The organism is Bradyrhizobium sp. CCBAU 51753 (assembly GCF_015291565.1).
Taxonomy (GTDB): Bacteria; Pseudomonadota; Alphaproteobacteria; order Rhizobiales; family Xanthobacteraceae; genus Bradyrhizobium; species Bradyrhizobium ivorense.
Genome location: NZ_CP030037.1, coordinates 8,042,103 through 8,063,347, shown reverse-complemented (window position 1 = coordinate 8,063,347; position 21,245 = coordinate 8,042,103). Strand labels below are relative to the sequence as shown.

Genomic DNA, 21,245 nt, shown 5'->3' with positions numbered 1-21,245 from the left:
GTGCTCACCCCAGCTTGCCGGCGGCTTTCTCGAGTTGAACCCAGGCTTCATCACCGAACTTGGCTTTCCAGTCGGCATAGAAGCTTGTCTTCGCCAGCGCCTGGCGGAAGACGGATCGGTCGACGTCGAGAAATTGCATCCCCTTAGCGGCCAAGTCGGTGCGCAGCGACTCACTGAGCTTCGCGATGTCAGCTCGTTCATCTTCGGCCGAGCGATCGAACTCGCGCGTCACGATTGTCTGAACGTCTGTCGGCAGCTTCTGGAACGCGCGCTTGTTGCCGAGGATCCAGTAGTTGTCCCAGACGTGGCCCGTCAGGCTGCAAGTCTTCTGCACCTCATAGAGGCGTGCCGTCGCGATGATCGGAAGGGGGTTCTCTTGGCCATCGACGACTTTGGTCTGCAGAGCAGAATAGACCTCGTTGAAGTTGATCGGCGCCGGTCCTGCCCCAAGCGCAAGGAACAACGAAGTCAGATTTGGTGCGGCGGGTACCCTGAGCTTGAAGCCCTTGAGGTCTTCCGGGGTCTTGATTTCCCGACCCGATGACGTGATGTGGCGGAAGCCGTTGTCCCAGGGCTTGGAGACCGTCATGATCGGAGTCTTGGCGATCTGCGCCCGGATGTAAGCACCGAGCTCACCATCCATGGCTTTCCAGACCGCATCATAGTTGGGAAAGAGAAAGCCGAGATTTACGATGCCGGCTGCCGGTACAAGGGTGGCGAGGACAAGAGAAGACAGGTTGAAGAACTCGACGCTACCGTTGCGGACCTGCGTCAGGAGATCAGTATCCGAGCCGAGCTGATTGGCCGGAAAGAGATTGATCTCCAGCCGCCCGCCTGTCGCCTCCTTGATGCGATCGGCGGCCTCCTTGGCTCGAACGTTCACCGGATGCGTCGGGTCCTGCCCGGTCGCGAGCTTGTAGGTAAACTCCGCCGCCGCAGCGGAGCGGCAGAGTACGGCGCACAGCGGAACGGCTGCGCCGGCCAGGAGCAACTTGCGACGAGTTATGGCAGTCGGTTTGCGTTGGGTCATGGCTTCCTCCTTGTTGAGACGAATTGGTACGTTCATCGGCAGCGGCACTTGTCTGCAGCTCCGGCCGGTTTTTGGGCGCCGGCCGTCAGGCAGCAGCCATCGTTCTCCGCGGCGATGCCGCGCAGACGACGTTTTCCTCAGTCGAACTTGGCGAATGGCGCTGCGTGCTTAGCGCAGCCACTCCTTGATCTGCCTGGCAACTTCGGCAGTAGAAATGCCGTAACGATCATGCAGCGTGGGAAGCGCCCCAGCGGCAAGAAACTCGTCGGGCAAAGCGATTTGACGGAAGGCCGGATGGATGCCGGAGCGCATCAGCGATGCTGCAACAGCCTCTCCAAGGCCGCCGATGATGGTATGGTTCTCTGCGACGACGACGAGGCGTCCGGGCTTGCCGGCTTCGCGCAAGATCGCTTCGTGATCGAGCGGCTTGATCGTCGGTACGTGCAATACGGCTGCATCTACGCCGTCGCCGGCGAGTTCCTTTGCAGCTTCCAGCGCCCGCATGGTCATGATCCCGGAGGAGATGATCAGGACTTCCCGGCCGCCGCGAATGAGGGATGCCTTGCCGAGCTTGAATTGATAGTCGTACTCGTCCAGCACAAGCGGCACCTGGCCACGCAAGAGCCGCATGTATACCGGCCCAAGGTGGGCCGCGATGGCCGGAACGATCTGTTCGATTTCATGAGCATCGCAGGGATCGATCACGGTCATGTTCGGCATAGCGCGGAACAGGGCGACGTCTTCCGCCGCCTGGTGGCTCGGGCCGTAGCCGGAGGTGAGACCGGGCAGGGCACAGACAATCTTTACGTTGCGGTCTTCTTCCGCGATCGTCTGATGGATGAAGTCGTAGGCGCGGCGCGAAGCGAACACCGCATAGGTCGTTGCAAAGGGCATGAACCCTTCAGCTGCCATGCCCGAGGCCGCACCATAGAGCAGTTGTTCCGCCATGCCCATCTGATAGTAGCGATCGGGGAACTCCCTCGCGAAAATATGTAGGTCCGTATACTTGCCGAGGTCGGCGGTGAGTCCCACGACCTCGGGACGGTTTCGGGCCAGTTCGACGAGTGCGTGACCGAACGGTGCCGGCTTTGTCTTTTGGCCTTCTGCCGCGATCGACGCGATCATCGCAGAGGTGGTGAGCCGCGGTTTCCCGGGCGTTGCTGAGATTGCCGACTTCATGACCTGTCTCCTGCATCAAGTTCTGCCAACGCCAGTTTCCATTCGTGCGCCTCTACCCGAATGAAGTGGTTCTTTTCGCGCTGCTCCAGGAAGGGAACACCTTTTCCCATCAGGGTGTCAGCGACGATCACTCGCGGTTGCGGTTCGGGGTGTGAGCTCGCCGCGTCAAAGGCGGCCACGACGGCGCCGAGGTCATTGCCGTCTACGCGGCGTACGAACCAGCCGAAAGCCTCGAGCTTGTCGACCAGCGGCTCGAATCCCATCATCTGCTTCGAGGGGCCGTCGGCTTGTTGGTTGTTCACGTCGATGATCGCGACCAAATTGTCGAGCTTGTGGTGTGCAGCCGACATCATCGCTTCCCACTTCGAACCTTCGTCGAGTTCTCCATCCGAGAACAACGTGAAGACGCGACTCTTGGAACCCTTTCGCTTCAATCCGAGGCCCATGCCGACTGCGATACTCAGTCCGAGCCCCAGCGACCCGCCGGACATTTCCATGCCGGGCGTGTAGGAGGCCATGCCAGACATCGGAAGGCGGCTTTCGTCGAAGCCGTACGTCTCGAGTTCGGCTTCGGGGACAATGCCAGCCTCGATCAGCGCGGCATAAAGGGCAATGGCGTAGTGGCCATTGGAAAGAAGGAAACGGTCGCGATCTTCCCAAGTGGGCTCCTCCGGCCGGTAGCGCATCGCGTGAAAGTACGCGACCGCCAGCACGTCGGAGATGTCTAGCGCTTGGGCGATATAACCCTGGCCTTGAACTTCGCCCATGCGCAGGGCGTTACGGCGAATATTGCGCGCGCGCTGTGCAAGGGTAGGCGCGTTGACAAGCGTGTTCGTGGACATCCTTCTCTCCATCGCTCCCTTAGTGAATGAGCATCCCGCCGTTGACGTCGATCACGGCACCGGTGACATAGGCGGACAGGTCCGAAGCGAGGAATGTATAGATTCCGGCCACATCCTTGGCTTCACCGAGCCTGCCGAGCGGAATGCCTTCGAGGATTTTGGTCCTCATTTCGTCCGTGAGTTTTCCGGAGGTGATGTCGGTGCCAATCAATCCCGGCGTGACGCAGTTGACGCGAATTCCATCGGCGCCGAATTCCCGCGCCATCGCCTTGGCAAGTCCAAGGACGCCCGCCTTAGCTGCCGAGTAGTGTGGACCACCGAAAATGCCGCCACCGCGCTGGGCTGATACCGACGACATGCACGCAATCGATCCGGCTTTCTGCTTCTGCATGTGCGGAATCACCGCCTGCGAGAGGAACAGTATGCCCTTGAGGTTGACGTCCTGGATTCGGTCCCAGTCGCCCGGTTTGATCTCGAGGAATTTCACTGGCTGGGTAATGCCGGCGTTGTTGATCAAGATGTCGATCTGACCGAAGACGCCAACGACAGTTTCAACTGCCTTCGCGCAAGAGGCCTGGTCGGCGACGTTGCAAGCAACTCCGATATGAGCGTCGCCAAGTCCTTGCGCGGCGGCTTGTGCTGCGGGGCCATCGATATCGAGAATAGCTACCCTGGCACCTTCTTCGGCAAACCGTCTGGCGGTTGCGAGGCCAATCCCGCGGGGCGAAGCCGCACCTGTAATAATTGCTGTTTTGCCGCGAAGCAGCATTCGATCCTCCCTGTGTCTATTCATTCAGGCGCTGCGGTGGCAGCCGGCCTTCTGGATCCCATTCCTAGGTCCGAGGCGCTTCCGGGACAAACGCGCTGTTGTCTTGGATATGTGAATCTGGTTCACTTATGGGCATGCTGCTGTCGAGTATCCCGATCTCGGCGATCCGAGCCTTCGAAGCGGCTGCGCGCACCGGCTCCTTCAGCGACGCGGCCGACGAATTGCATTTGACGCCGAGTGCCGTCAGCCACGCTATCCGCAAGCTCGAAAGTACAATGAGCACCATTCTGTTCGAGCGGAGCGCTCGTTCTGTCCGTCTGACGCCCGCGGGCGAAAACCTGATGCGTCACGCCGGCGCGGCTTTTGACAATCTGCGACGTGGTATTGAAGAGGTTGCCGGTCGCGGGCCGCAGCTCCTGAGGGTGCACTGTGCGCCAAGCTTCGCAGCGCAATGGTTGGCCCCGCGCCTGACCAAGTTTCTAGCTGCCGAACCGAAACTTGAGGTTCGCCTTGCTGCCAACACCGAGTACGCCCGCTTCACGAACGACGATTTCGATCTGGACATCGTCTATGGTTTGCCTCGCGGCGAGGGCCTCGAAGTAATCCCGCTTGGCGAGGAAACCGTCACCCCGCTGTGCGCTCCTCAGATCGCGAAGAGAATTCGGCAGCCAAAGGATCTGCTGAGCCAGGTGCTAATCCGCTCAGACGTGAAGCGGGTTCAGTGGCATCAATGGTTCACCGCGAACGGACTTGAGCTTCCAGCGATCCACGGAATGCGATTCGACCGCAGCTTCCTCGCAATTGCTATGGCGTGTGGCGGCGTTGGCGTGACGTTGGAATCAACTCGCTTAGCCGAACGCGAGATAGAGTCGCGGCGGCTGATCGCGCCGCTGGCCGGTCGCTCCACCGACATCCGCTATGTCGGCCATCATCTCGCCTTTCCTCGCGCGGGCCGTCAGCGCCGCGCCCTGCGAACCTTCGTGGAATGGATCACGTCTGAACTCGCGCAGGCCGATAAGAAGGCGTAGCGCAAGCCTGGCCCACGTCAATGCCGGCCCAAAGCCTTCTGGCTCTTAGCGGACAAAGGGGAGGGCTGAGGTCCGCTACTGACCCCATAGCTGACCTACCCCTTAATCCTGAATTTTTTCAGCATCATCTCGGCGTCACCCCGGACCGCCGCCGCTCGAATTTCAAATGGCGATCCGTTCACATTCACATTGATGAGTGAGACAAACTCCCCCAAGGTCCTCCCAGAATTGATGCCATTGCGGCCACGCCGCTCCTATCGGCTCACCGGCCATTATAGTTTCAAGGTCTGCGTGAGCCGTCAGTTTGTTTCGTGCGTCTTTAATGCGTTCCCGATGTTTTTCCAAACTCTTTTGGAGTGCGGTGAGACGCTGATGCAGAAGCTCAAACCTGCTCAACAGATTTGTGAAGAACCCGATGGTGAGGTTTCTATTACCGAACTTGTCGATCCAAGGATCGGTGACGCGGCAGGCGGAAGAAATTGTGAACTCGCTATAAACCTGCGCCAAATCCTCGAAGAGCCTAGGAGCGACGGCATCCATCGCTGCGTACTCGGCGTCAGTACCCTCCTTGAAAATCCTATGATAGTATTCGAACACGGACCGTATGTAGACGCAGTGCTCGGCAAAGAGCCTGATCTCATCACGCGAGACCCACTGCCGCTTGAGATGACTGTCGTCGCCCTTGACGATATTCTTGCTTAAGTAGCCGTCAGAACATCTGAGCCGTCACTAGATCGGTAAATACGAAGCGGTGCCAATCGTCCGGCTCCGGAATCCACCAAAACCAGCAGCCGTTCTCTTTCGCCATGCGCGACGCGTCGCCCAATACGACCTGGAAATTGTCTCCCAGCCGCTGAACTGATAACGCGTAGCTCGCGGCCATCCAGATCTCCTGTCGATCAATGCGGCTGATCGATTCCGAAGCGCTTGAAGAATTCCTGCCAATAGTCTCGCGCACGGCTGAACAAGCCGATATCTGAATACGTCGTTTCTCCATCCTGAATGAAGACGCCGATGTCGGGAACTACGCGGCTTTCAGCTCCATCCTTCGAGATGTAGAGCGAGACCCCGGGAAGCCTATGCGATGCCACATTTGGATCATTGTGCCTGTCTTTACGAAAATGTTTGGCGCCATTCGCAAGTTGCTGGCAAATGGCGAGAGCGCGGCACTCCGAACGAAGTAGCGCTGCGAGGACCTCTGAGTCGCTCGCCCTCGGATTGGGGCTCGCAGCGCGTAGGGCCGCCTTAAGCTCAGGACTTCCGGCATTCCACACCCAGTCGCAAATCGACCACGCCGTGACGGCGCAATTGAATGCGCGATAGGACGATAAGATTTCGTCCTGAAGATTTGGTTCGTTGAACTGATCTAGTTCCCAGTCCAGTTTCGCCAGCAGATCCGACGGGTGCTCTAATCCTAGCCGTTCTCTATCAGGCACGATTCAATAGCCTCTTTGCATGGCCAGTCCGCTCGCTGAAGGCCGATTACACAACTACAATTCGATTGGCGTCGTCAATCACGAATGGTACGCGCTCCGGATCAGGTGACTGCACATGCGCAACCAATTGCTTTGGGTTCCACAGATTCCAAAAGGGGCCCTCAATAGCCTTCCATTGCGCGACCGGAACCTGCGCAATCATAGTGGCCAAAGCCTCAGCGGCGCGGCGCACCCAAAGACGTTCGTCAGGCATTGCATAGGCAGAATCAGCTCGCTCCAATATGGCGCGTGCAAGCTCTGATTCCTCCAAGGGACGTTCGTTCGACCTTGTCACGTCGGAAGCCGCGAGCGCGATCGCTGATAGAACGGAAACTCCCAAATGATCGCGGCGAAGGTTAACGATGACCTCGTCTTTCAATGAGCGGTGCTCATGTCGAGCCAATATAGTGATTAGCTGGCGATAGTCTCCGTCCCAGATGCCAGCATTGATGAAGTCGTCTTCATTGAAGCGAGCATAGACATCATCGTCGAAATGGTCACGGCCGTAATAGAAGTTGCCGCTTGCGACAAGATCGGACAGCAACGGCTCCCAAGACCTGAAGTGAAGACAGAATACGTCTATGTGAGTAGCGAAGATATCTCGAGGTAGGGGTAGGCTCACGTACACAGAGGTGCAGCCGGCCGTATAGTGATCGTATCCCGAAACCCACAATAGACGGCTCACGGCGGCACTTACCGGAGCACGTACTTGGCCGGGGCCTTCGTGAATTATCGCTTCTAGAGCCTTTCGCGCCCCGGATAGAACGTCATTGGCGACCTTGAGACGTATCTGAGCGGAAGGGTTATGCTTTGCAGCGTTGTACAGCTCGCGCAAGGCATGAATGCTATCCCGCACTTCTCGGTTGATGCCAATCGACTTCAGCCTATTGATCGCCGTATCAAACGGGGCTTTTGCGTCAAGGTCAGGAAAGATGGCTGCTTTGAAAAACCATTCAGTGCACGACCCTGCATCTTCAACTCGGCGGATATCGTCGGCCGTGTAGTGTGCAAGGAAGAGCGCTTCAATTTCCTTGATCGCGCCGTCTAAGGCGGACAATATCTCATCACCGCGGGTCATTGCGAACTCCGGGCTTCGAAAAATCGACCAGAAGGACGATCATCGGTGCCTGCGGCCCATCTGCTCGCCGACTGGCATGTAGCGTAGGCAAACTCCGGCCGCACGCGTCAAGAATGTCGGATCGAGACTCTCGAGTGTAGCCGCCACGCTACTCGATACCCCGCATGTCGATCACGTTTACATGCTGCAGGCGATCGCCCTCGAGACAACCCGAGATCGACGATATGAAAGCCTCGTGATGCTCCTCTACGAGCCCTGGCCTCCTGTCCTCGATTGAATTTAGCTTGTCTTCGAGCTTTCGGTCGACGATGACATATCGAACACTGAGGTCTGGGGGGACGATCGACGCGCTCCGCACCCGGTCAGCTTTGCGAAGGTGGCTGGCATCAAGAATCGCATCAGATCCTGCGCGCATCAGAGAAGCAATCTTCCCCCGCGCTGACCTAAAGACCGGCCCTTAACTGCCTGAAACGGACAAGCTGCCGTACCGCTGCATTCGAAGGCTAAGCGGGAAATGGTTCGCTCAACGAATGGCAAGAACGGGGCGCTGCGACCCGTCGCAGCCACCGATTCTTGCGATATTAGTTACGAAAAAGTCTGCGTTGTCTTTCGTAGCCGATTCTTTTCTGGCACTTCCAGACGTTCGCTAAGCCCCTCCCTTCTGCTCCTTTGCTTCCGTTGACGGGGAATGCGGCGCGCCTCAGGGTAGCTCCTTCGATTATGGAGGAGACGTAATCTTGATACGGCGTGGTCAGGACCTCGAAAGCAGTGTCCAAGTTGAACGTAGTGCGGCCGCAGATATGCCGATGCCCAGCCATCTGCGTCGCCTCCCGTTTGCGGAGCGGTTGACCTGCACCGTCGCGGAGGCCTGTGAAGCGACAGGTCTCGGGCGAACCAAGATTTATGAACTAATCGGGGATGGTCGAGTTACCACGACGACGGTCGGCCGCCGTCGTCTAGTCATTGTGCAGTCTCTGTTGGCTCTGGTTGGTGTCAATGCGATACCAACTGACCTTGGACGGGTTCGCGGCTCCTGATGACAGTCATGCGAGCAGGTGCGGAAGCTGACGATGGCACGGCTACCGTATCGACCGTGAATTGGCTCTTAACTTGGTTGTCGTGTCAGCCTGGAAGAGCCGCGATTCTTGAAGCCTGATACATTGTCAGTCGTGTGCTGGCCACTATAGAGTGTGCGTTCGCGGGCGAGCGCGTGTTATGGATCATCCGCGCCCAACCGAATTTTCGCCGTGTCGCGGGACCAGGGGGACAACTGCCGCCCGCGCGAGATCTTCCAAGGCTGTTGAGATATATTTCGCGTAATGCCGCTCGATCATTTTCACGGAAGTGTTGTGCAGCTTAGCAACGTGTTGAATAGGGAGTCGGTTTCGCAAGCCGCGAACGATGCTGGAATGTCGCAACGCGTAAGGAATGGCTTCTGGTAGCGGTGCGCGATCGCGGATGGCGTGCCACGCACGGGTAAGTTCTGCCGTCTTCCACGGACCACGTTCTGACTTTCTCCAAACGATGCTGCCGGCCTCCTGCTCGTAGCTCCATCGCTCGAACAACGGCGCCTCTTTTGGACGATCTAAAATGGCTGGCAACAGGACTTCGATGACATCTTCGCCCACCGGAACTGGAACGGAGCCGCCGTTGCCACCACGCCCCTTGTAGGAACCTGGTACCATCAAGCGCAGCTCTTCCCGTTGTGTATCACTGACGCGCATCCGCCTTGCTGCGCAAATCGCGCGCCCGTGGCTGCAAGGCACACGACAATGCGATGTAGGTCGCCTTCAAATCCCTGCTCATCGTCGAGCTCGCACGCGGCTCGAAGTAGAGTGCCGATTTGCGCATCCGTAAGGACTTGGTTATCTCGGGCGACTGATGTCTCATCATCATCATCGATGCGCTCAGCTTTAAACCCGTCTTTCACAATCGAAGGGAATGTCGGGTTCAGCTTCTTTTGTTCCGCCGACAGGCGGGGCCATGCTGCATTCAGCCCAGCCTTCAGGTCGCTTATGAGCCGCTGTTTTGTCGTGGCCTTCAATTCTACAGGGAGGTCCTCTCGCCACGTCAAAAGATCATCCCGTAGCGCGTGCAGATGGACTGCGGCGAGGGGGGGCGGCCTCAACGGCTTCCTGGCGACCACGCTCCTCTTGACCAAGAATGTAACGCCGCAAGCGGTGACCAGCATCGGATCGAACCTCGCGACCGGCCCTTCGGCTATCACGGGCGTTCCCTGGTGTATGTCTCTACAGCCGTCCGCACGGTGGGTGCCGGTCCGGCGGCTTGGGCCGCCGCTTCTATTCTGGACCGGGTGACGTGTTCCCGCGCTTGTGTCACCGCCTGCTCGAAAGTCAGCGTGCCTTCGGCAAGTTTATCGTTGACGTCGTTGGCGATGCCGACCGGCGCCTGCTTGTAGTTGGCTCCTTCATGGTGATTGCGCCAGCGCACGAACCAAATGCCGCTCCGCTTGCCCTTGCGATAGCCAAGATGCGCCTCGGCATCGAGGCGGCGCCAATGGACGCCGGGCTCCAGTTTCGAGCGCGCCTTGGCAGTCGTGATCTGAGCCTCAGTGAGCGTCTTTGTCATGGCATACGAACCCAGAGTCGTCGAATATCCGTCGAATAAGCGTCGGCGTACAAGGCCGAACAACGAAGAACGACGTCTATCTAAACTATTGAAAAGTCTATATTATGACGAACGAGTGCGAACCCCGGCGGCTCTCAACGGGTTCGATTCCCCTAGGGAGCGCCAGCCAGATAAATTCTGCACCCTTCACGCCAATGAGATACCGCGCACCGACCCATTGGTACAGGTCGATTGCGCGCGCGTCGTAGATTTGGATATTGAGGCGAGCAAATCGGACAGGGCGTTCAGAGTTGTCATCGTCTGCTCCTGGAAGAGTTCGTGCGACATTCCTTGGAAACTGGCTCGCCCTTGCTGTCTCCTTCGGCACGAGGATGGATGACGAGGGAGCGGTTATGACACCAGCCTCGCCTGGCTGCCGCCGGACCAACTGGTGAGAAGACTTTCGCTGGGTGTGTACTCTACTTTCAAGATCTCACCGCTCCTACCGTGTCGGCCATCTTGGCGCCTCTGATGCCGAGCGGCTTGGGTCTTCCGGTCGTGGTGTCGCGGGCCGTCTGATGTTCCATCTCTGCATTGAGCTCGGCGCCCATTAGGATCACGATGGCGGAGATCCACAGCCACGTCATGAAGCCGATCACAGCACCTAGAGATCCGTACGTCGCGTTGAAGGTGCCGAAGTTTGCAGCGTAGAACGAGAACAGCCCGGACGCAGCGAGCCAGAGTAGGGACGCTGCGGCGCTGCCCCATGTGATCCAGGTCCACCTCGGCGCCTCACGGCTAGGCCCGAAGCGGTAGATGCAGGCGAGCGCAAGCGCCAGTGCCACGAAGAGAGCGGGCCAGCGTCCAATGCGGATGAGAAGGTCGGCGGCATTCGACAGGCCGACGTACTGGAGCACCACAGGGATGACGACGACCCCGCCGAGCGCCACAAGGACGAAGGCGATTCCGCCGACGGTGAATCCCAGCGATATCGCATTTAGCTTGAGAAATCCTCGCTTCTCCTCCTCGCCATAGACGATATTCAATGTGTCGAAGAGCGACTTCATGGCGGCGTTCGCGCTCCACAGCGAGATCACCAGACCCACCGCGAAAGTGAAGCCCAGGGTCCGGTCGCCCTTCGTGGCGACACGTATCAGCTGCTCTCGCGCGACGTTGACGGCGCCGCCGGGGATGAAGCCGGAGATGTCGTCCAGATGCTTGGCGATGCTGCCGGGATCGGAGAACAGGCCGTAGACGGCGACGAGCGCTGCGATCGCGGGGAAGATCGCGAGAAGGCTGTAGTAGGTCGTGCCGGCGGCCAGCGCCAGAACCCGGTGCGCGCCGATATTGCCGTACACGCGCCTCAGGATGTCCTTCCATCCTCTCGCCGGGATCTCGGCGGGCGAACTCGCATGTCGTCCGCGATCTCCGCCTTCGGTCGCCATCTCGTCGGGCGAGGCGTCCCGATCGGCCTCTCGATTTTCGGGGAAGTCGCGATCGCTTTTGGGGCGCGCGGCGCGATCGGGCGGGTCCAGCCGATCCCACAGGAAAGCGACGACCAACAGCCCCAGCGCCGCTGCGAGACTCCATTTTTCGCTCTGCGAGCTTCCTGCGCGATTTTTCCTGAGTTCGGCCATCGATCTCCTCCGCGGACTCCAATCGCCGCGGAAGAAGCCGGTTCCTGTTCGGGAGCACCCTCAGCCTGGCAAAGCGCAGAGGCCACGCTTCAGCCATTCGCGCGCGATCTCGCCGCCGAGGCTTTCGATAGTCGTCTCGACGAACTTCGTGTTGAAGCCGGTCGGCAGGCGCCTGCAGGTCGCTCGCACCATCTTCGGTTCGCCCGCTTCGAATGCAAATCGTAGCCCGCCGGCTTGGTTGGCGACGGCATCTTTAAGGAGGTCGATAGGCGGGCGGAGACCTTTGTCCCGCGAAGCCGGGCTAGGAACCGCGCATTGACCCTTGGGTTGATAGCATGCGCCAAATGCGGCGCGGAGGGGCAGAATTGACCGACGAAGCCATCACCACCACCGGCATAGCCGCCCATGGCGCCTCGCGCCTTCCGTCGGTGGAGATCGACAGCTTCAACATCGAATTAAAGGACGACGAAGGATTCATCGGCGACCGCGCCAGCAAGGGCGCCTTCCGCGATATCCTCGAGAAGTGGCGCAAGCCTTTGCGCAAGACCGGCGAAGACCCCTTCGGCAAGGAGCCGTCCGAAAGCATCAGCAAGAAGGTGCTCGACGCGATCCTCGTGGGCGACGACACCGAAGCATCAGCGGTGGTGCACAGCGCGATCGAGGAGTTCGCGCAGGAGCTCGCCTACATCACGCGTCGTTTTCTCAAGTCCAAGGCCTGGGAGAAGACGGAGCGCATCGTCGTCGGGGGCGGCTTCCGCAACAGCCGGCTCGGCGAACTCGCCATCGCCCGCACCGAGATCATTTTAAAGGCCGAAGACTTCAAGATCGAGATGCTGCCGATCCGCAACCACCCGGACGATGCTGGCCTCGTGGGCGCCCTGCATCTTGCGCCGTCCTGGATCTTCGAGAGTCACGATTCCATCCTCGCCGTCGACATCGGCGGCACCAATATCCGTGCGGGCGTCGTGGAGACGCGAGGCAAGAAGTCACCGGACCTGGCGAAGGCCTGCGTTTGGAAGTCCGAGCTCTGGAAGCATGCCGACGACGAGCCGAGCCGAGAGCAGGCCGTGAAGCATCTGGTCAGGATGCTCAAAGACCTGATCGCGAAGGCGGGCAAGGAAGGATTCAACCTGGCGCCCTTCATCGGAATCGCGTGTCCCGGCGTCATCAAGAGCGATGGCTCGATCGACAAGGGCGCTCAGAACCTGCCCGGCAATTGGGAGAGCAGCAAGTTCAACTTGCCGGCCAGCCTGGTCGAAGGAATCCCACAGATTGGCGAGCACGATACTGCCATCGTCATGCACAACGACCGTGTCGTGCAGGGCTTGTCCGAGATGCCGTTCATGCAGGACGTCAAAGCGCTGGGCCGTGTTGACCATCGGCACCGGGCTCGGCAACGCCCGCTTCACCAACCGCGGTAATGGCAAGAACTAGGCGCTCGGTGGCAGCCGTCCGGACGTCACCTCCCGGATAGCCTCGACGATCTGGTCCGGATGATAGGGCTTCTGCAGCACCCGGCTGCCGGGAACCGGACGCGGCGCCACGGGCGAGAAGCCCGTCGCGTAGATCACCGGAAGGCTGGGGTCGTGCTCACGACAGCGCTCCGCGATCTGCCATCCGTCAACATTGCCCGGCAGCTTGATGTCGGTAATCAAGACGTCCGCGATCTTCCGTCTGCACCATATGAGCGCCTGCTCACCGTTCGCGGCGTGGATTACTTCGAAGCCTTCTTCGCGAAGACCTTCGACTACGAACTCGCGGATCAAGGGGTCGTCCTCGACGATTAGTACTCGCAACGTAGAACCTCAATTGCATCATTCCTTTTTCGAAACTGTCCAGTCCTGGGGCTGTTCCGAATTAACCTAAGATACTTTTTGGGAGGCTCGGCAGCTGTCGCTGCCGCGCGTGATCGACCGCATTTCGAAGGCCACGACGACCTCCACTACCTGCAAGGACCATCCGCGAGTTGGAGAAAATCGGCAGCCGTCGCGTGGCGCTGACTAGCCGCGAGCACGTCAAAGCGCTCGAGCGAGGGACAAGGGCTGGTCGGGACGCTGCTCTGTTACCCTACGAGCTTCACGATCGGAAGGTAAATTAGGCGAGATCCAGCACGTGAAGTCACGAAGGACATGCTGGATATTGCCAAACCCATCGGGACTCAGAAGGCAGGGCGCTTCGAACTCGACGAGTTCGAAGACCAGTACGAGGCGGCGCTGGTCGACCTCACACGTGCCCTTCCGACGATGGCGTGCGGCGAAGCATGGATCAGGAGGCTGCTGCGGCGAAGGCGCCAAGCCTGCGAAGGAGGCGGGGAAAAGTCGGCGGCCAGGCTTGGAGGTCGGGGGTTCGTGCCGCGCCTTTGGGTGCGCGTTGTCAGCTACGTCACCTACTTCGATGACGCCGTGGGAACTAACCAAGCCTCAATCTCGGCCGAGTGCTCAGTCAGTTCAGCCTTCTGCAACAGCTTCTTGCGTTCTTCGCCTTCAGGAATCTCTTCAGCTCGCCGTCTGGCCAGCTCGGCCATCGCTAAGAGACGCTCTTGCAGCGAGCCTGCAGGCCGCTTCCGGTTACGTTTGCCGGGCACGACTGAATCTCCAATTTCCAATTTCTGACGCGCCAACGATTTAGGAACATCGAGGTTCCTATGGGATTGGTAGGCAATTGGACCTAGATTTTTGGCTATCCGCCGGGGGAATATCCAATGAAACAACTCGATCGACGCACCAAGGCCGCCCTCGACGCCGTGCTCGAAGACGCCTGCCGCGACCTGCCGCACGGTGGAGATCATCTTTTCCGAAAGCGATTGCCCAGAAGCTCATCCACAGCGCGCGCAAGGGCAACACCACAATCGAAGGCTTGATGATTGTCGCCCACAATGCCATTCGTGAGACGACGGAGCGCAAGTTGGCTTAGAAATAATGCGCGGGTGACGAGCGAGTGCCATGCCGCATGTCTTCGTGTTCGGAACGCTAAAAAGAGGGCGGCCTCTTCACAAATGCGGTCTCGATGGGGCCTTGCTGCTCGGCGAGTACCGAACGGTCGAGCGTTTTCCGCTCGTCATTGCCGGACCGTGGTTCGCGCCAATGATGTTCAATGAACCTAGTTGCGGACATTGGATCACCGGCGAGGTGTATCGCATTGATGCGCACCGGCTTCAGAAGCTTGACAGGCTGGAATCGCTCGGCAAGCCAGGCAACTTCCGCATCGCCATAGAGGTCGTCCCACTTAGTTTCGGCCAAACAGTCAGGGCCTTCGCCTATATGAAATCGCGCGATCTCGCCGAAGGGGGCATATCACAGCGATTTCCTTGAAATTTACGAGGACGACCGATTTGTCGCTCCATGGCGACGATAAGATCAGACGACGCGTTTACGATGCGCAACAATCGTCGCCCGCGGCAGGGTGATTTGAGGATAGATCCGCGCTTCTCCGCGCGCGGCGCGCGATCATGACTGCGATGGCAGTTCGCCGAATAGTGTCCGATAGGCGCGCCAAAATCACCGAGATGCCAGAAGCCATTTTCAAGCGCGACAGCCTCGACGCTAGGCGTCACCTCGCAGGAGGCTGCGCTGCACGGCCAGAAGCCTTTTCCGGCGTACGTAGTCGTGCAAGCGCATCCCCAGCACGGACCATGTAGCTTCTCGCAATGTGCGCACGGAGGTGCCGAGAGATCGGGCCAAGTCGATACAATAGACGGGAGACGCTAATCCGCCCAGATTGAATGGACGCTTAAACGGCGGTCAAGTTGGAACCAGCAACCGACGATCGCGTTGCGCCTGCACAATCCAATGGTGGGAGCGCAGCATGGCAAAGCCGACGGACGAGCAGATACGCGAGCGCGCTCACTTGCTGTGGCAAGCGGCGGGCGAGCCTGAAGGGCAGCAGGATCGGTTTTGGTTCGAAGCCGAGCGCGAGCTGACGCTGTCCGATCCGGCGCTCAATTCGGATGAGAAGTCTGGTACCTTTACTGAGTAGGAGGCGTTGGCAACGCACGCCGCATTCTCCACATGCACACCGCGATGGCGAACCAGGTCAGCGACGCGGCAGCCAGGCAGAGCGCTGGATTAAGACGGGGTGTCTGCCACCAGATCACCAGCGCGAACCCGGCCATGCCGATGCTGCCCCAGCCAGCTCCGGCGGCATCAAGCGCGGCGGCGCCCTTGCCGCGCTGCTCGCCCCGCAGGCCCTTTTGTTGCTTGCGCTCGCGTTCATGCTTCTCGATCAAGGTCGCACTGGCGCAGAAAATCGCCGGAAAGGCCAGCATCAGCCCGCCGGCCTCGGACCCTGCCCAGTCCGCTACGAGACCGGCAACGACAGTCGCCAACCCGCCGTGAATGAAGCGCACGACATATTCATAAGGTCGTCCCTGCTTGAGCGCGGAAAACTTTAAATGTACCGCCATGACCGTTACCCGATGAGGGCTTGCTTGAGGCCTGCCGCCATCACGATCCAGACCGCGAGAGCCGTGAGAGTGGATTTGAGCGCCGACCAGTCGGCCCGCATCAGCAACTGGCAAACAACCATGCTGTAGGCGGCCAGCGCAACCGAACCGAGGATCATCGAGCGAGCTTCGACCGCAACATAGTCCCCGCCATGCTTCCAGAAAGCGAGGCCGAGCGTGGCAAGCGCCACCGAGGGCGCGGCGCCGAACAATCCCGCGAAACTCTTGGGCCGCAGGACGTCGCCTATGACCGCGAACAGTGAGACCACAAGGCCGCCGATGATGAATCGCAGTGCGTAATCCACGACAGCTCCTTGCCTCTAGCTTTTAGGACGTTGTCGGCATCAGCATGCTGACGGCCATGCCGACGATGCAAAGAGCCATCGCGGCTGTTGACGCCCAGCCGAGCCAGTACAGCCAGCCTTCGACGACAAGCTTGCCCATCACGTCACGGCGCCTGACTAGCAGCATCAGCATGGTCATCACCGGCGCCGCCAGCACGCCATTGATGACCGCGCTCCAGTAAAGCGCCTTGATTGGATCGATGGGCGTGAAATTGAGCGCAACACCGAGGCCGACCGAGAGGGCAAGCACCGAATAGAAAGCCACCGCCTGCTTCGGTTTGCGCGCGAGACCAACCGGCCATTTGCGGCCTTCGCCGATGGCATAGGCGGTCGATCCGGCTAGCACCGGCACGGCGAGCAAACCCGTGCCAATGATGCCGAGCGCAAAAACCAGTTCGGCCAGCGGCCCCGCAATTGGCTTCAAGGCGGCGGCCGCCTGCGCCGATGACTGCACATCGGTCACCCCCTGCTGATGCAGCGTGGCGGCTGTCGTAATGATGATCGCGATCGCAATGATGTTCGAGAAGGCCATGCCAATCATCGTGTCAAGCCGAATGCGCCAGAGCTCGCGCGCTTCAGTACGCGCGTCCTCCTTGAGCGGTTTCTTGTCGGGATGAATGCGCTGCTCCTCGGCTTCCTGCGAGGATTGCCAGATAAACAGGTACGGCGAGATCGTGGTGCCGAGGATGGCGACCAGCGTCGTCAGAAAGGCACCGCTCCATTCGACCTTTGGGATGAACAATCCCTTGAGCGCGTCAGCCCAGGGCACTTTGACGACCGCCAGCGCAACCACATAGGCAAAAAGCACCAGCGTCAGCCATTTGAGGATCGCGACATAGCGCTTGTAGGCGATGAAGATCTGCGCCAGTACCGAGCCGACCGCGAAGGCAACGACATAGATGATCGCCGAGCCGCCAATCACCAGCTTCGCGGCATCCGCCATGGCGCCGAGATCGGCCGCAACATTGATTGTGTTGGCGACGAAGAGAAGACCGACGAGCGACCAGATCACCCAGCTGGGATAATTGCGGCAGACATTGCCGGCGATGCCGTGACCGGTCACCCTTCCGATCCGGCCCGAAATCTCCTGGATCGCTACCATTAATGGATAGCTGAGAAGCATCGTCCAGCCGATGCCAAAACCGAGCTGCGCGCCGGCCTGGCTGTAAGTGCCGATGCCGGACGGATCATCGTCCGATGCGCCCGTAATCAGTCATGGACCGAGCCGTTTCAGAAGGCCATTCTTCTCATCCGGCTTTTTGGCATCCGGCGTTTTGGCCTCGGCTTTTGCCATGTGCTCCTCGGGATCAGGGCTGCGCGGCGTCCCGTTTGCCACGTCAAGAAGCAACGAGGACTTCTTCGGTCAGAATTCAACGCGCGATAGGGGGACGCCCGCGCCGCCGGGGACGCGGCTCGCCAGCCTAATGGTGCCAGAAGATCGCCAGCAGCAGAATGATCGGCAGCGGGATACCCAGCAACCACAACAATGCGCCTCGTCCAAAACCCATGGCTCTTTCCTCCAATCGTCTGTCCCACGCTTTCAACGCCACCGTCCGCCGCACAGTTCCTCGCTGGGAACGGTTTTCTCGGCCGTTGATTGAGAGACCGAGACGACCGGCTCCGCTTGCCAATCGCTATTTTATGGAGCTTGCGGCAAGCCAATCGGGAAAGGAGGTCAAAGCGATCGATGACAACACGCGTGCACCCTCTCCCCGCCGACACCGCGCTCGCGCGTGCGATCGCGCGCAACACCGGGCCAGCGCCCGAAGACGTATCTTCGATCATCACCTGGGGAGCCGATGGACACGTCCTGACGGCGCTCGCCGTCGGATGGTGGCTCTGGTCGCGCTCCAAGCCGCCAGCGCAGCGACGGGCAAGCGACCATGTTCTTCTAACGACGCTTGCCGCGGTCGTGTTGCCTCATCTTTTGAAAACGCAGTTCGATCAGGTGCGGCCCGATCGCCGTACCCTGCGCGGCCATCTGCATGGCATTCCGCTCTCGGGCAACGCGCTTGATGCGTTTCCCTCGGGTCACGCTGTGCATGTCGGCGCCCTTGCTTCCGCCGCAACCGAGTTGCCGCCAGCCAAGAGAAACCTTGTCTTGGCCATTGGTGCCGTTCTCGTCTCGACGCGCATCGTTTTGCTCGCGCACTGGGCAAGCGACGTGATCGCGGGTCTGGCGATCGGCGCGGTCCTCGAGCGCCTGATGCGGCGGCTGACCGGCTTCGGAAGGTCGCGCTAGTCATGGGGCAACTGCTCTCACCGCCTGGCCCGCATGCCGTCCATCTCTGCATCGATATGCAAGGATTGTTCTCGCCCGGTGCTCCATGGGCAACGCCTTGGCTTGAGCGTGCGCTACCCGAAGCGGTCAGGCTGATTGCACATGCGCCGCAGCGTACCGTCTTCACGCGATTCATACCCGTCCGCAACAAGGCCGAGGCGCGCGGCGTCTGGAAGGCCTATTACGAGAAATGGGAATGCGTAACACGTGATAGGATTGATCCGGCGCTGCTGGAGTTGATGCCGGCCCTGCTACGCTCCGTGCCGCCTGCCACTGTCATCGACCGCCAGACCTACTGCGCTTTCGCCAATGGGCGGCTGCAAGGCTTCCTTGATGGGCATCAGGTGGATACGCTGATCGTTTCCGGCGGTGAGACTGATGTTTGTGTGCTGGCCACCGTGCTTGCCGCGGTCGATATTGGCTACCGCGTGATCCTTGCCGAAGACGCGCTATGCAGCTCATCCGATGAGAGCCACGACGCGCTGATCGAGCTCTATACCAAGCGCTTCAGTCTGCAGATCGAGGTGGCATCGGTTGACCGCATTCTAGCGAGTTGGGCGATCGACGACTGAGCGCGTAGGATGATGGAACTTCTAGGGCGCGCTTAACATAGGTTAGACTTGCGCTTGCAAAGCAAACACTTCGATTAACGGGCTTGAATTGAAGCCGATCGCATGGCCCGATGGGCGGGCGTTCCGCCAATCAGGATCGAAACTGTGAGCCGTACCAAAAGGCGCCTTTACCAATTGCTTCTCGCCGCCGCTCTGCTGGCGGCGGGGGCAGCGGCCGCCCAGGAAAACAAGAAGACCGACGACGATAAGCCGGCCGATCCCGATACGGGCGAAAGTACCGTGGAGGAAAAGACCCTGGCCCTGCTTCCCAACCCTTTCCAAAAATACGGCGTTAAATTCGCAGCCACCTATATCGGCGAAGTGCTGGGCAATCCTTCCGGCGGACTGAAACAGGGTTCTGTTTACGAGGGTCGGCTGAACCTCGCCGTGGACCTAGACCTGCAAAAGCTCGCCGGCCTCGACCAGCTGACATTTCATGCCAACGTGTTCCAGATCCATGGCGGCGGGTTGTCTCGCGGCAGTCTCCAGAATTACTTTGTGGTCAGCGGGATCGAGGCGTTGCCGTCCACGCGTCTTTACGAGGCGTATTTTGAAAAGCAGTGGGGCAACAAGAAAGTCTCGCTCAAGGTGGGGCAACTTGCGGCCGACAGCGAGTTCTTCAATACCAAATACACCGACGTGCTGACAAACGCCTCGATGGGCTGGCCGGCGATCACCTCGCTTGATCTGCCAAGCGGCGGTCCGTCGCCTCCCTTGGCTGCCATGGGAGCCCGGCTTCTGGTGAATGTAACTGAGCAGTTGTCCGTTCTCGGCGCCATTTTCGATGGCGATCAGGCTGGACCCGGCCCTGGCGATCCGCAAGAGCGTAACCGCTATGGCGTCAACTTCCGCGTCAACGATCCGCCACTGCTGCTCGGCCAGATCCAGTATGCCTGGAATAACAAAAAGGGCGATCCGAACCCGGCCGGCCAGATCAAGGTTGGCGGCTGGCGTCATTTTGGGTCATTCGCCGATCAGAGATTGGCATCCAATGGCGTCTCACTCGCTTCACCCGTTAGCAGCGGCGAACCTCTGCTCTTGTTCGGTGACGTCGGCGGCTGGATGGTATTCGAGCAGAAGCTCTATCGTGTGCCGAAAAGCGATGATCGCGGCATCGGCATCTTTGCGCGCGTCTCGGGTGCGCCCGTCGACCGCAATCTCATCGATCGCTACGCCGATGCCGGCATCGAATTCATCGGACTCGACGACCGCCGTCCGGACGACAAGTTCGGAATCGCGGCCGGCTACGCGCATGTATCGAAGCGCGCGCAGACGCTCGACGCGGACTATCGCACATTCGTCAATCCAACCTGGCCCATGCGAAGTTTCGAAGGCCTTCTGACCGCCGTGTATCAATATCAGATCAGGGACGGGTGGACGCTACAGCCCAATCTTCAATACATCATCCATCCGGGCGGAGGCGCCACCAGCCCTTCCAGTGCAATGCCCGGCAAGGCGCTTCACAATGCGACCGTGCTTGGCCTGCGAACGACCCTGAAGTTTTAAGCCGTGTGCCTGTAAACCTGGTGCCGCGCGTTGCAGGGAACGCTGAGACGGCCCGAATGGCGCGTGACTGCGCAGTGACTGCATACTGCCCGTTACTTCTTTTTCTTGGGAACTTTCTTGCCTTTTTTGCGGGCCTTGGAAAGGCCGATCGCGATTGCCTGCTTCTTGCTTTTGACCTTGCCGCCCTTTCCGCCACGGCCGCTTTTGGCGGTCCCCTTCTTGTACCGTCGCATCTCGCTCTTGACGTCCGAGCCCGAGCTCTTCGAGGTGCGACGCTTCTTCTTTGCTTTCTTTGCCATGGGTTTCTTCCTTTCCGTGTTCGGATAACGACAGACGTTGTCAAGACGGCGGGCTGTCACCCCCACCGACCATCCAATCCTCGATGCCTTCGTCGTCTTCCTCAGTACTCAGCCGCCAAGTGCGTCGGCGGACTCGGTTGGACATCTGTTGCTTCAG

The 21,245-nt window shown here is 59.6% G+C and carries 21 protein-coding genes and 4 pseudogenes; 8 read left to right on the top strand and 17 right to left on the bottom strand.

The window, feature by feature from the left end; translation table 11 throughout:
* Nucleotides 1-4: 4 nt before the first annotated feature.
* The 4 genes from XH93_RS36970 to XH93_RS36955 all read right to left on the bottom strand — a co-directional run bounded on the left by XH93_RS36970 (nt 5) and on the right by XH93_RS36955 (nt 3,820).
* Nucleotides 5-1,030, bottom strand: coding sequence for a TRAP transporter substrate-binding protein (locus XH93_RS36970; RefSeq protein ID WP_194471251.1), 1,026 nt, complete (start codon nt 1,028-1,030; stop codon nt 5-7).
* A 168-nt stretch (nt 1,031-1,198) separates the two neighbouring features.
* Complete coding sequence (locus XH93_RS36965; protein WP_194471250.1) at nt 1,199-2,209, bottom strand: transketolase family protein; 1,011 nt, start codon at nt 2,207-2,209, stop codon at nt 1,199-1,201.
* Nucleotides 2,206-3,051: a transketolase gene (locus tag XH93_RS36960; RefSeq protein WP_194471249.1), complete on the bottom strand. Its 846-nt coding sequence runs from the start codon at nt 3,049-3,051 to the stop codon at nt 2,206-2,208. Before XH93_RS36960 ends, XH93_RS36965 begins: the two co-directional genes overlap by 4 nt.
* A gap of 19 nt (nt 3,052-3,070) precedes the next feature.
* Complete coding sequence (locus XH93_RS36955) at nt 3,071-3,820, bottom strand: SDR family NAD(P)-dependent oxidoreductase (RefSeq protein WP_194471248.1); 750 nt, start codon at nt 3,818-3,820, stop codon at nt 3,071-3,073.
* A gap of 137 nt (nt 3,821-3,957) precedes the next feature.
* Here XH93_RS36955 and XH93_RS36950 point away from each other — a divergent pair, with 137 nt between their 5' ends.
* Entirely contained in the window at nt 3,958-4,848 is an 891-nt protein-coding gene (locus XH93_RS36950; RefSeq protein ID WP_194475482.1) for a LysR substrate-binding domain-containing protein, read from the top strand.
* A gap of 162 nt (nt 4,849-5,010) precedes the next feature.
* Here the strand turns inward: XH93_RS36950 and XH93_RS43220 are convergent, their stop codons facing one another.
* The 4 genes from XH93_RS43220 to XH93_RS36930 all read right to left on the bottom strand — a co-directional run bounded on the left by XH93_RS43220 (nt 5,011) and on the right by XH93_RS36930 (nt 7,401).
* Nucleotides 5,011-5,445, bottom strand: coding sequence for a hypothetical protein (locus XH93_RS43220; protein WP_194471247.1), 435 nt, complete (start codon nt 5,443-5,445; stop codon nt 5,011-5,013).
* A 112-nt stretch (nt 5,446-5,557) separates the two neighbouring features.
* A complete protein-coding gene (locus XH93_RS36940) occupies nt 5,558-5,731 on the bottom strand; it encodes a hypothetical protein (protein ID WP_194471246.1) in 174 nt (57 codons plus the stop codon).
* A 16-nt stretch (nt 5,732-5,747) separates the two neighbouring features.
* Nucleotides 5,748-6,284, bottom strand: a complete 537-nt coding sequence (locus XH93_RS36935; RefSeq protein WP_194471245.1) for a hypothetical protein — start codon at nt 6,282-6,284, stop codon at nt 5,748-5,750.
* A gap of 46 nt (nt 6,285-6,330) precedes the next feature.
* Nucleotides 6,331-7,401 (bottom strand): hypothetical protein, encoded by a 1,071-nt coding sequence (locus XH93_RS36930; protein WP_194471244.1) that lies wholly within the window; start codon nt 7,399-7,401, stop codon nt 6,331-6,333.
* Nucleotides 7,402-8,201: 800 nt separating this feature from the next.
* On the opposite strand from XH93_RS36930, the gene XH93_RS43215 reads away from it, so the two are divergent.
* Nucleotides 8,202-8,438 carry an excisionase family DNA-binding protein gene (locus XH93_RS43215; protein ID WP_371815136.1) on the top strand — a complete coding sequence of 79 codons (237 nt, stop codon included), beginning with the start codon at nt 8,202-8,204 and terminating at the stop codon, nt 8,436-8,438.
* Nucleotides 8,439-8,621: 183 nt separating this feature from the next.
* Here XH93_RS43215 and XH93_RS36920 read toward each other — a convergent pair.
* The 3 genes and pseudogenes from XH93_RS36920 to XH93_RS42835 form a co-directional block, all read right to left on the bottom strand.
* Nucleotides 8,622-9,990 (bottom strand): annotated as a pseudogene (locus tag XH93_RS36920) (integrase).
* 464 nt (nt 9,991-10,454) lie between these two features.
* The gene (locus XH93_RS36915) at nt 10,455-11,606 is read right to left on the bottom strand and encodes a YihY/virulence factor BrkB family protein (RefSeq protein ID WP_194471242.1); all 1,152 of its coding nucleotides are present in this window, start codon (nt 11,604-11,606) and stop codon (nt 10,455-10,457) included.
* Between the two features lie 60 nt (nt 11,607-11,666).
* Nucleotides 11,667-11,798, bottom strand: a complete 132-nt coding sequence (locus XH93_RS42835; protein WP_256436568.1) for a hypothetical protein — start codon at nt 11,796-11,798, stop codon at nt 11,667-11,669.
* Nucleotides 11,799-11,950: 152 nt separating this feature from the next.
* Between XH93_RS42835 and XH93_RS36910 the strand changes: the two are divergent.
* Nucleotides 11,951-13,040 (top strand): annotated as a pseudogene (locus tag XH93_RS36910) (ROK family protein).
* Here the strand turns inward: XH93_RS36910 and XH93_RS36905 are convergent.
* Together XH93_RS36905 and XH93_RS42605 are read right to left on the bottom strand one after the other, a co-directional pair.
* Nucleotides 13,037-13,402: a response regulator transcription factor gene (locus XH93_RS36905; protein ID WP_194471241.1), complete on the bottom strand. Its 366-nt coding sequence runs from the start codon at nt 13,400-13,402 to the stop codon at nt 13,037-13,039. The pseudogene XH93_RS36910 and the gene XH93_RS36905 overlap by 4 nt on opposite strands.
* A gap of 590 nt (nt 13,403-13,992) precedes the next feature.
* The gene (locus XH93_RS42605; RefSeq protein WP_246799410.1) at nt 13,993-14,394 is read right to left on the bottom strand and encodes a hypothetical protein; all 402 of its coding nucleotides are present in this window, start codon (nt 14,392-14,394) and stop codon (nt 13,993-13,995) included.
* A 154-nt stretch (nt 14,395-14,548) separates the two neighbouring features.
* Between XH93_RS42605 and XH93_RS36895 the strand changes: the two genes are divergently transcribed.
* Nucleotides 14,549-14,917 carry a gamma-glutamylcyclotransferase family protein gene (locus tag XH93_RS36895; RefSeq protein WP_246799409.1) on the top strand — a complete coding sequence of 123 codons (369 nt, stop codon included), beginning with the start codon at nt 14,549-14,551 and terminating at the stop codon, nt 14,915-14,917.
* A gap of 493 nt (nt 14,918-15,410) precedes the next feature.
* Nucleotides 15,411-15,581 (top strand): DUF2934 domain-containing protein, encoded by a 171-nt coding sequence (locus XH93_RS36890; protein WP_194471240.1) that lies wholly within the window; start codon nt 15,411-15,413, stop codon nt 15,579-15,581.
* Here XH93_RS36890 and XH93_RS36885 read toward each other — a convergent pair.
* The 3 genes and pseudogenes from XH93_RS36885 to XH93_RS36875 form a co-directional block, all read right to left on the bottom strand.
* On the bottom strand, nt 15,571-16,008 hold the full coding sequence (locus tag XH93_RS36885) for a DUF3147 family protein (protein WP_194471239.1): 438 nt from the start codon (nt 16,006-16,008) through the stop codon (nt 15,571-15,573). The two genes, XH93_RS36890 and XH93_RS36885, sit on opposite strands and share 11 nt — an antisense overlap.
* Before the next feature lie 5 nt (nt 16,009-16,013).
* Complete coding sequence (locus XH93_RS36880) at nt 16,014-16,352, bottom strand: DUF3147 family protein (protein WP_194471238.1); 339 nt, start codon at nt 16,350-16,352, stop codon at nt 16,014-16,016.
* Between the two features lie 22 nt (nt 16,353-16,374).
* Nucleotides 16,375-17,685, bottom strand: a pseudogene (locus XH93_RS36875) (NRAMP family divalent metal transporter).
* A gap of 393 nt (nt 17,686-18,078) precedes the next feature.
* Between XH93_RS36875 and XH93_RS36870 the strand changes: the two are divergent.
* The 3 genes from XH93_RS36870 to XH93_RS36860 all read left to right on the top strand — a co-directional run bounded on the left by XH93_RS36870 (nt 18,079) and on the right by XH93_RS36860 (nt 20,789).
* On the top strand, nt 18,079-18,633 hold the full coding sequence (locus tag XH93_RS36870) for a phosphatase PAP2 family protein (RefSeq protein WP_194471237.1): 555 nt from the start codon (nt 18,079-18,081) through the stop codon (nt 18,631-18,633).
* A 2-nt stretch (nt 18,634-18,635) separates the two neighbouring features.
* Nucleotides 18,636-19,244, top strand: coding sequence for a cysteine hydrolase (locus XH93_RS36865; RefSeq protein ID WP_194471236.1), 609 nt, complete (start codon nt 18,636-18,638; stop codon nt 19,242-19,244).
* A 144-nt stretch (nt 19,245-19,388) separates the two neighbouring features.
* On the top strand, nt 19,389-20,789 hold the full coding sequence (locus tag XH93_RS36860) for a carbohydrate porin (RefSeq protein ID WP_194471235.1): 1,401 nt from the start codon (nt 19,389-19,391) through the stop codon (nt 20,787-20,789).
* A gap of 101 nt (nt 20,790-20,890) precedes the next feature.
* Here XH93_RS36860 and XH93_RS36855 read toward each other — a convergent pair.
* Nucleotides 20,891-21,088 (bottom strand): annotated as a pseudogene (locus XH93_RS36855) (DUF6496 domain-containing protein); the annotation flags it as partial.
* Between the last annotated feature and the right edge of the window lie 157 nt (nt 21,089-21,245).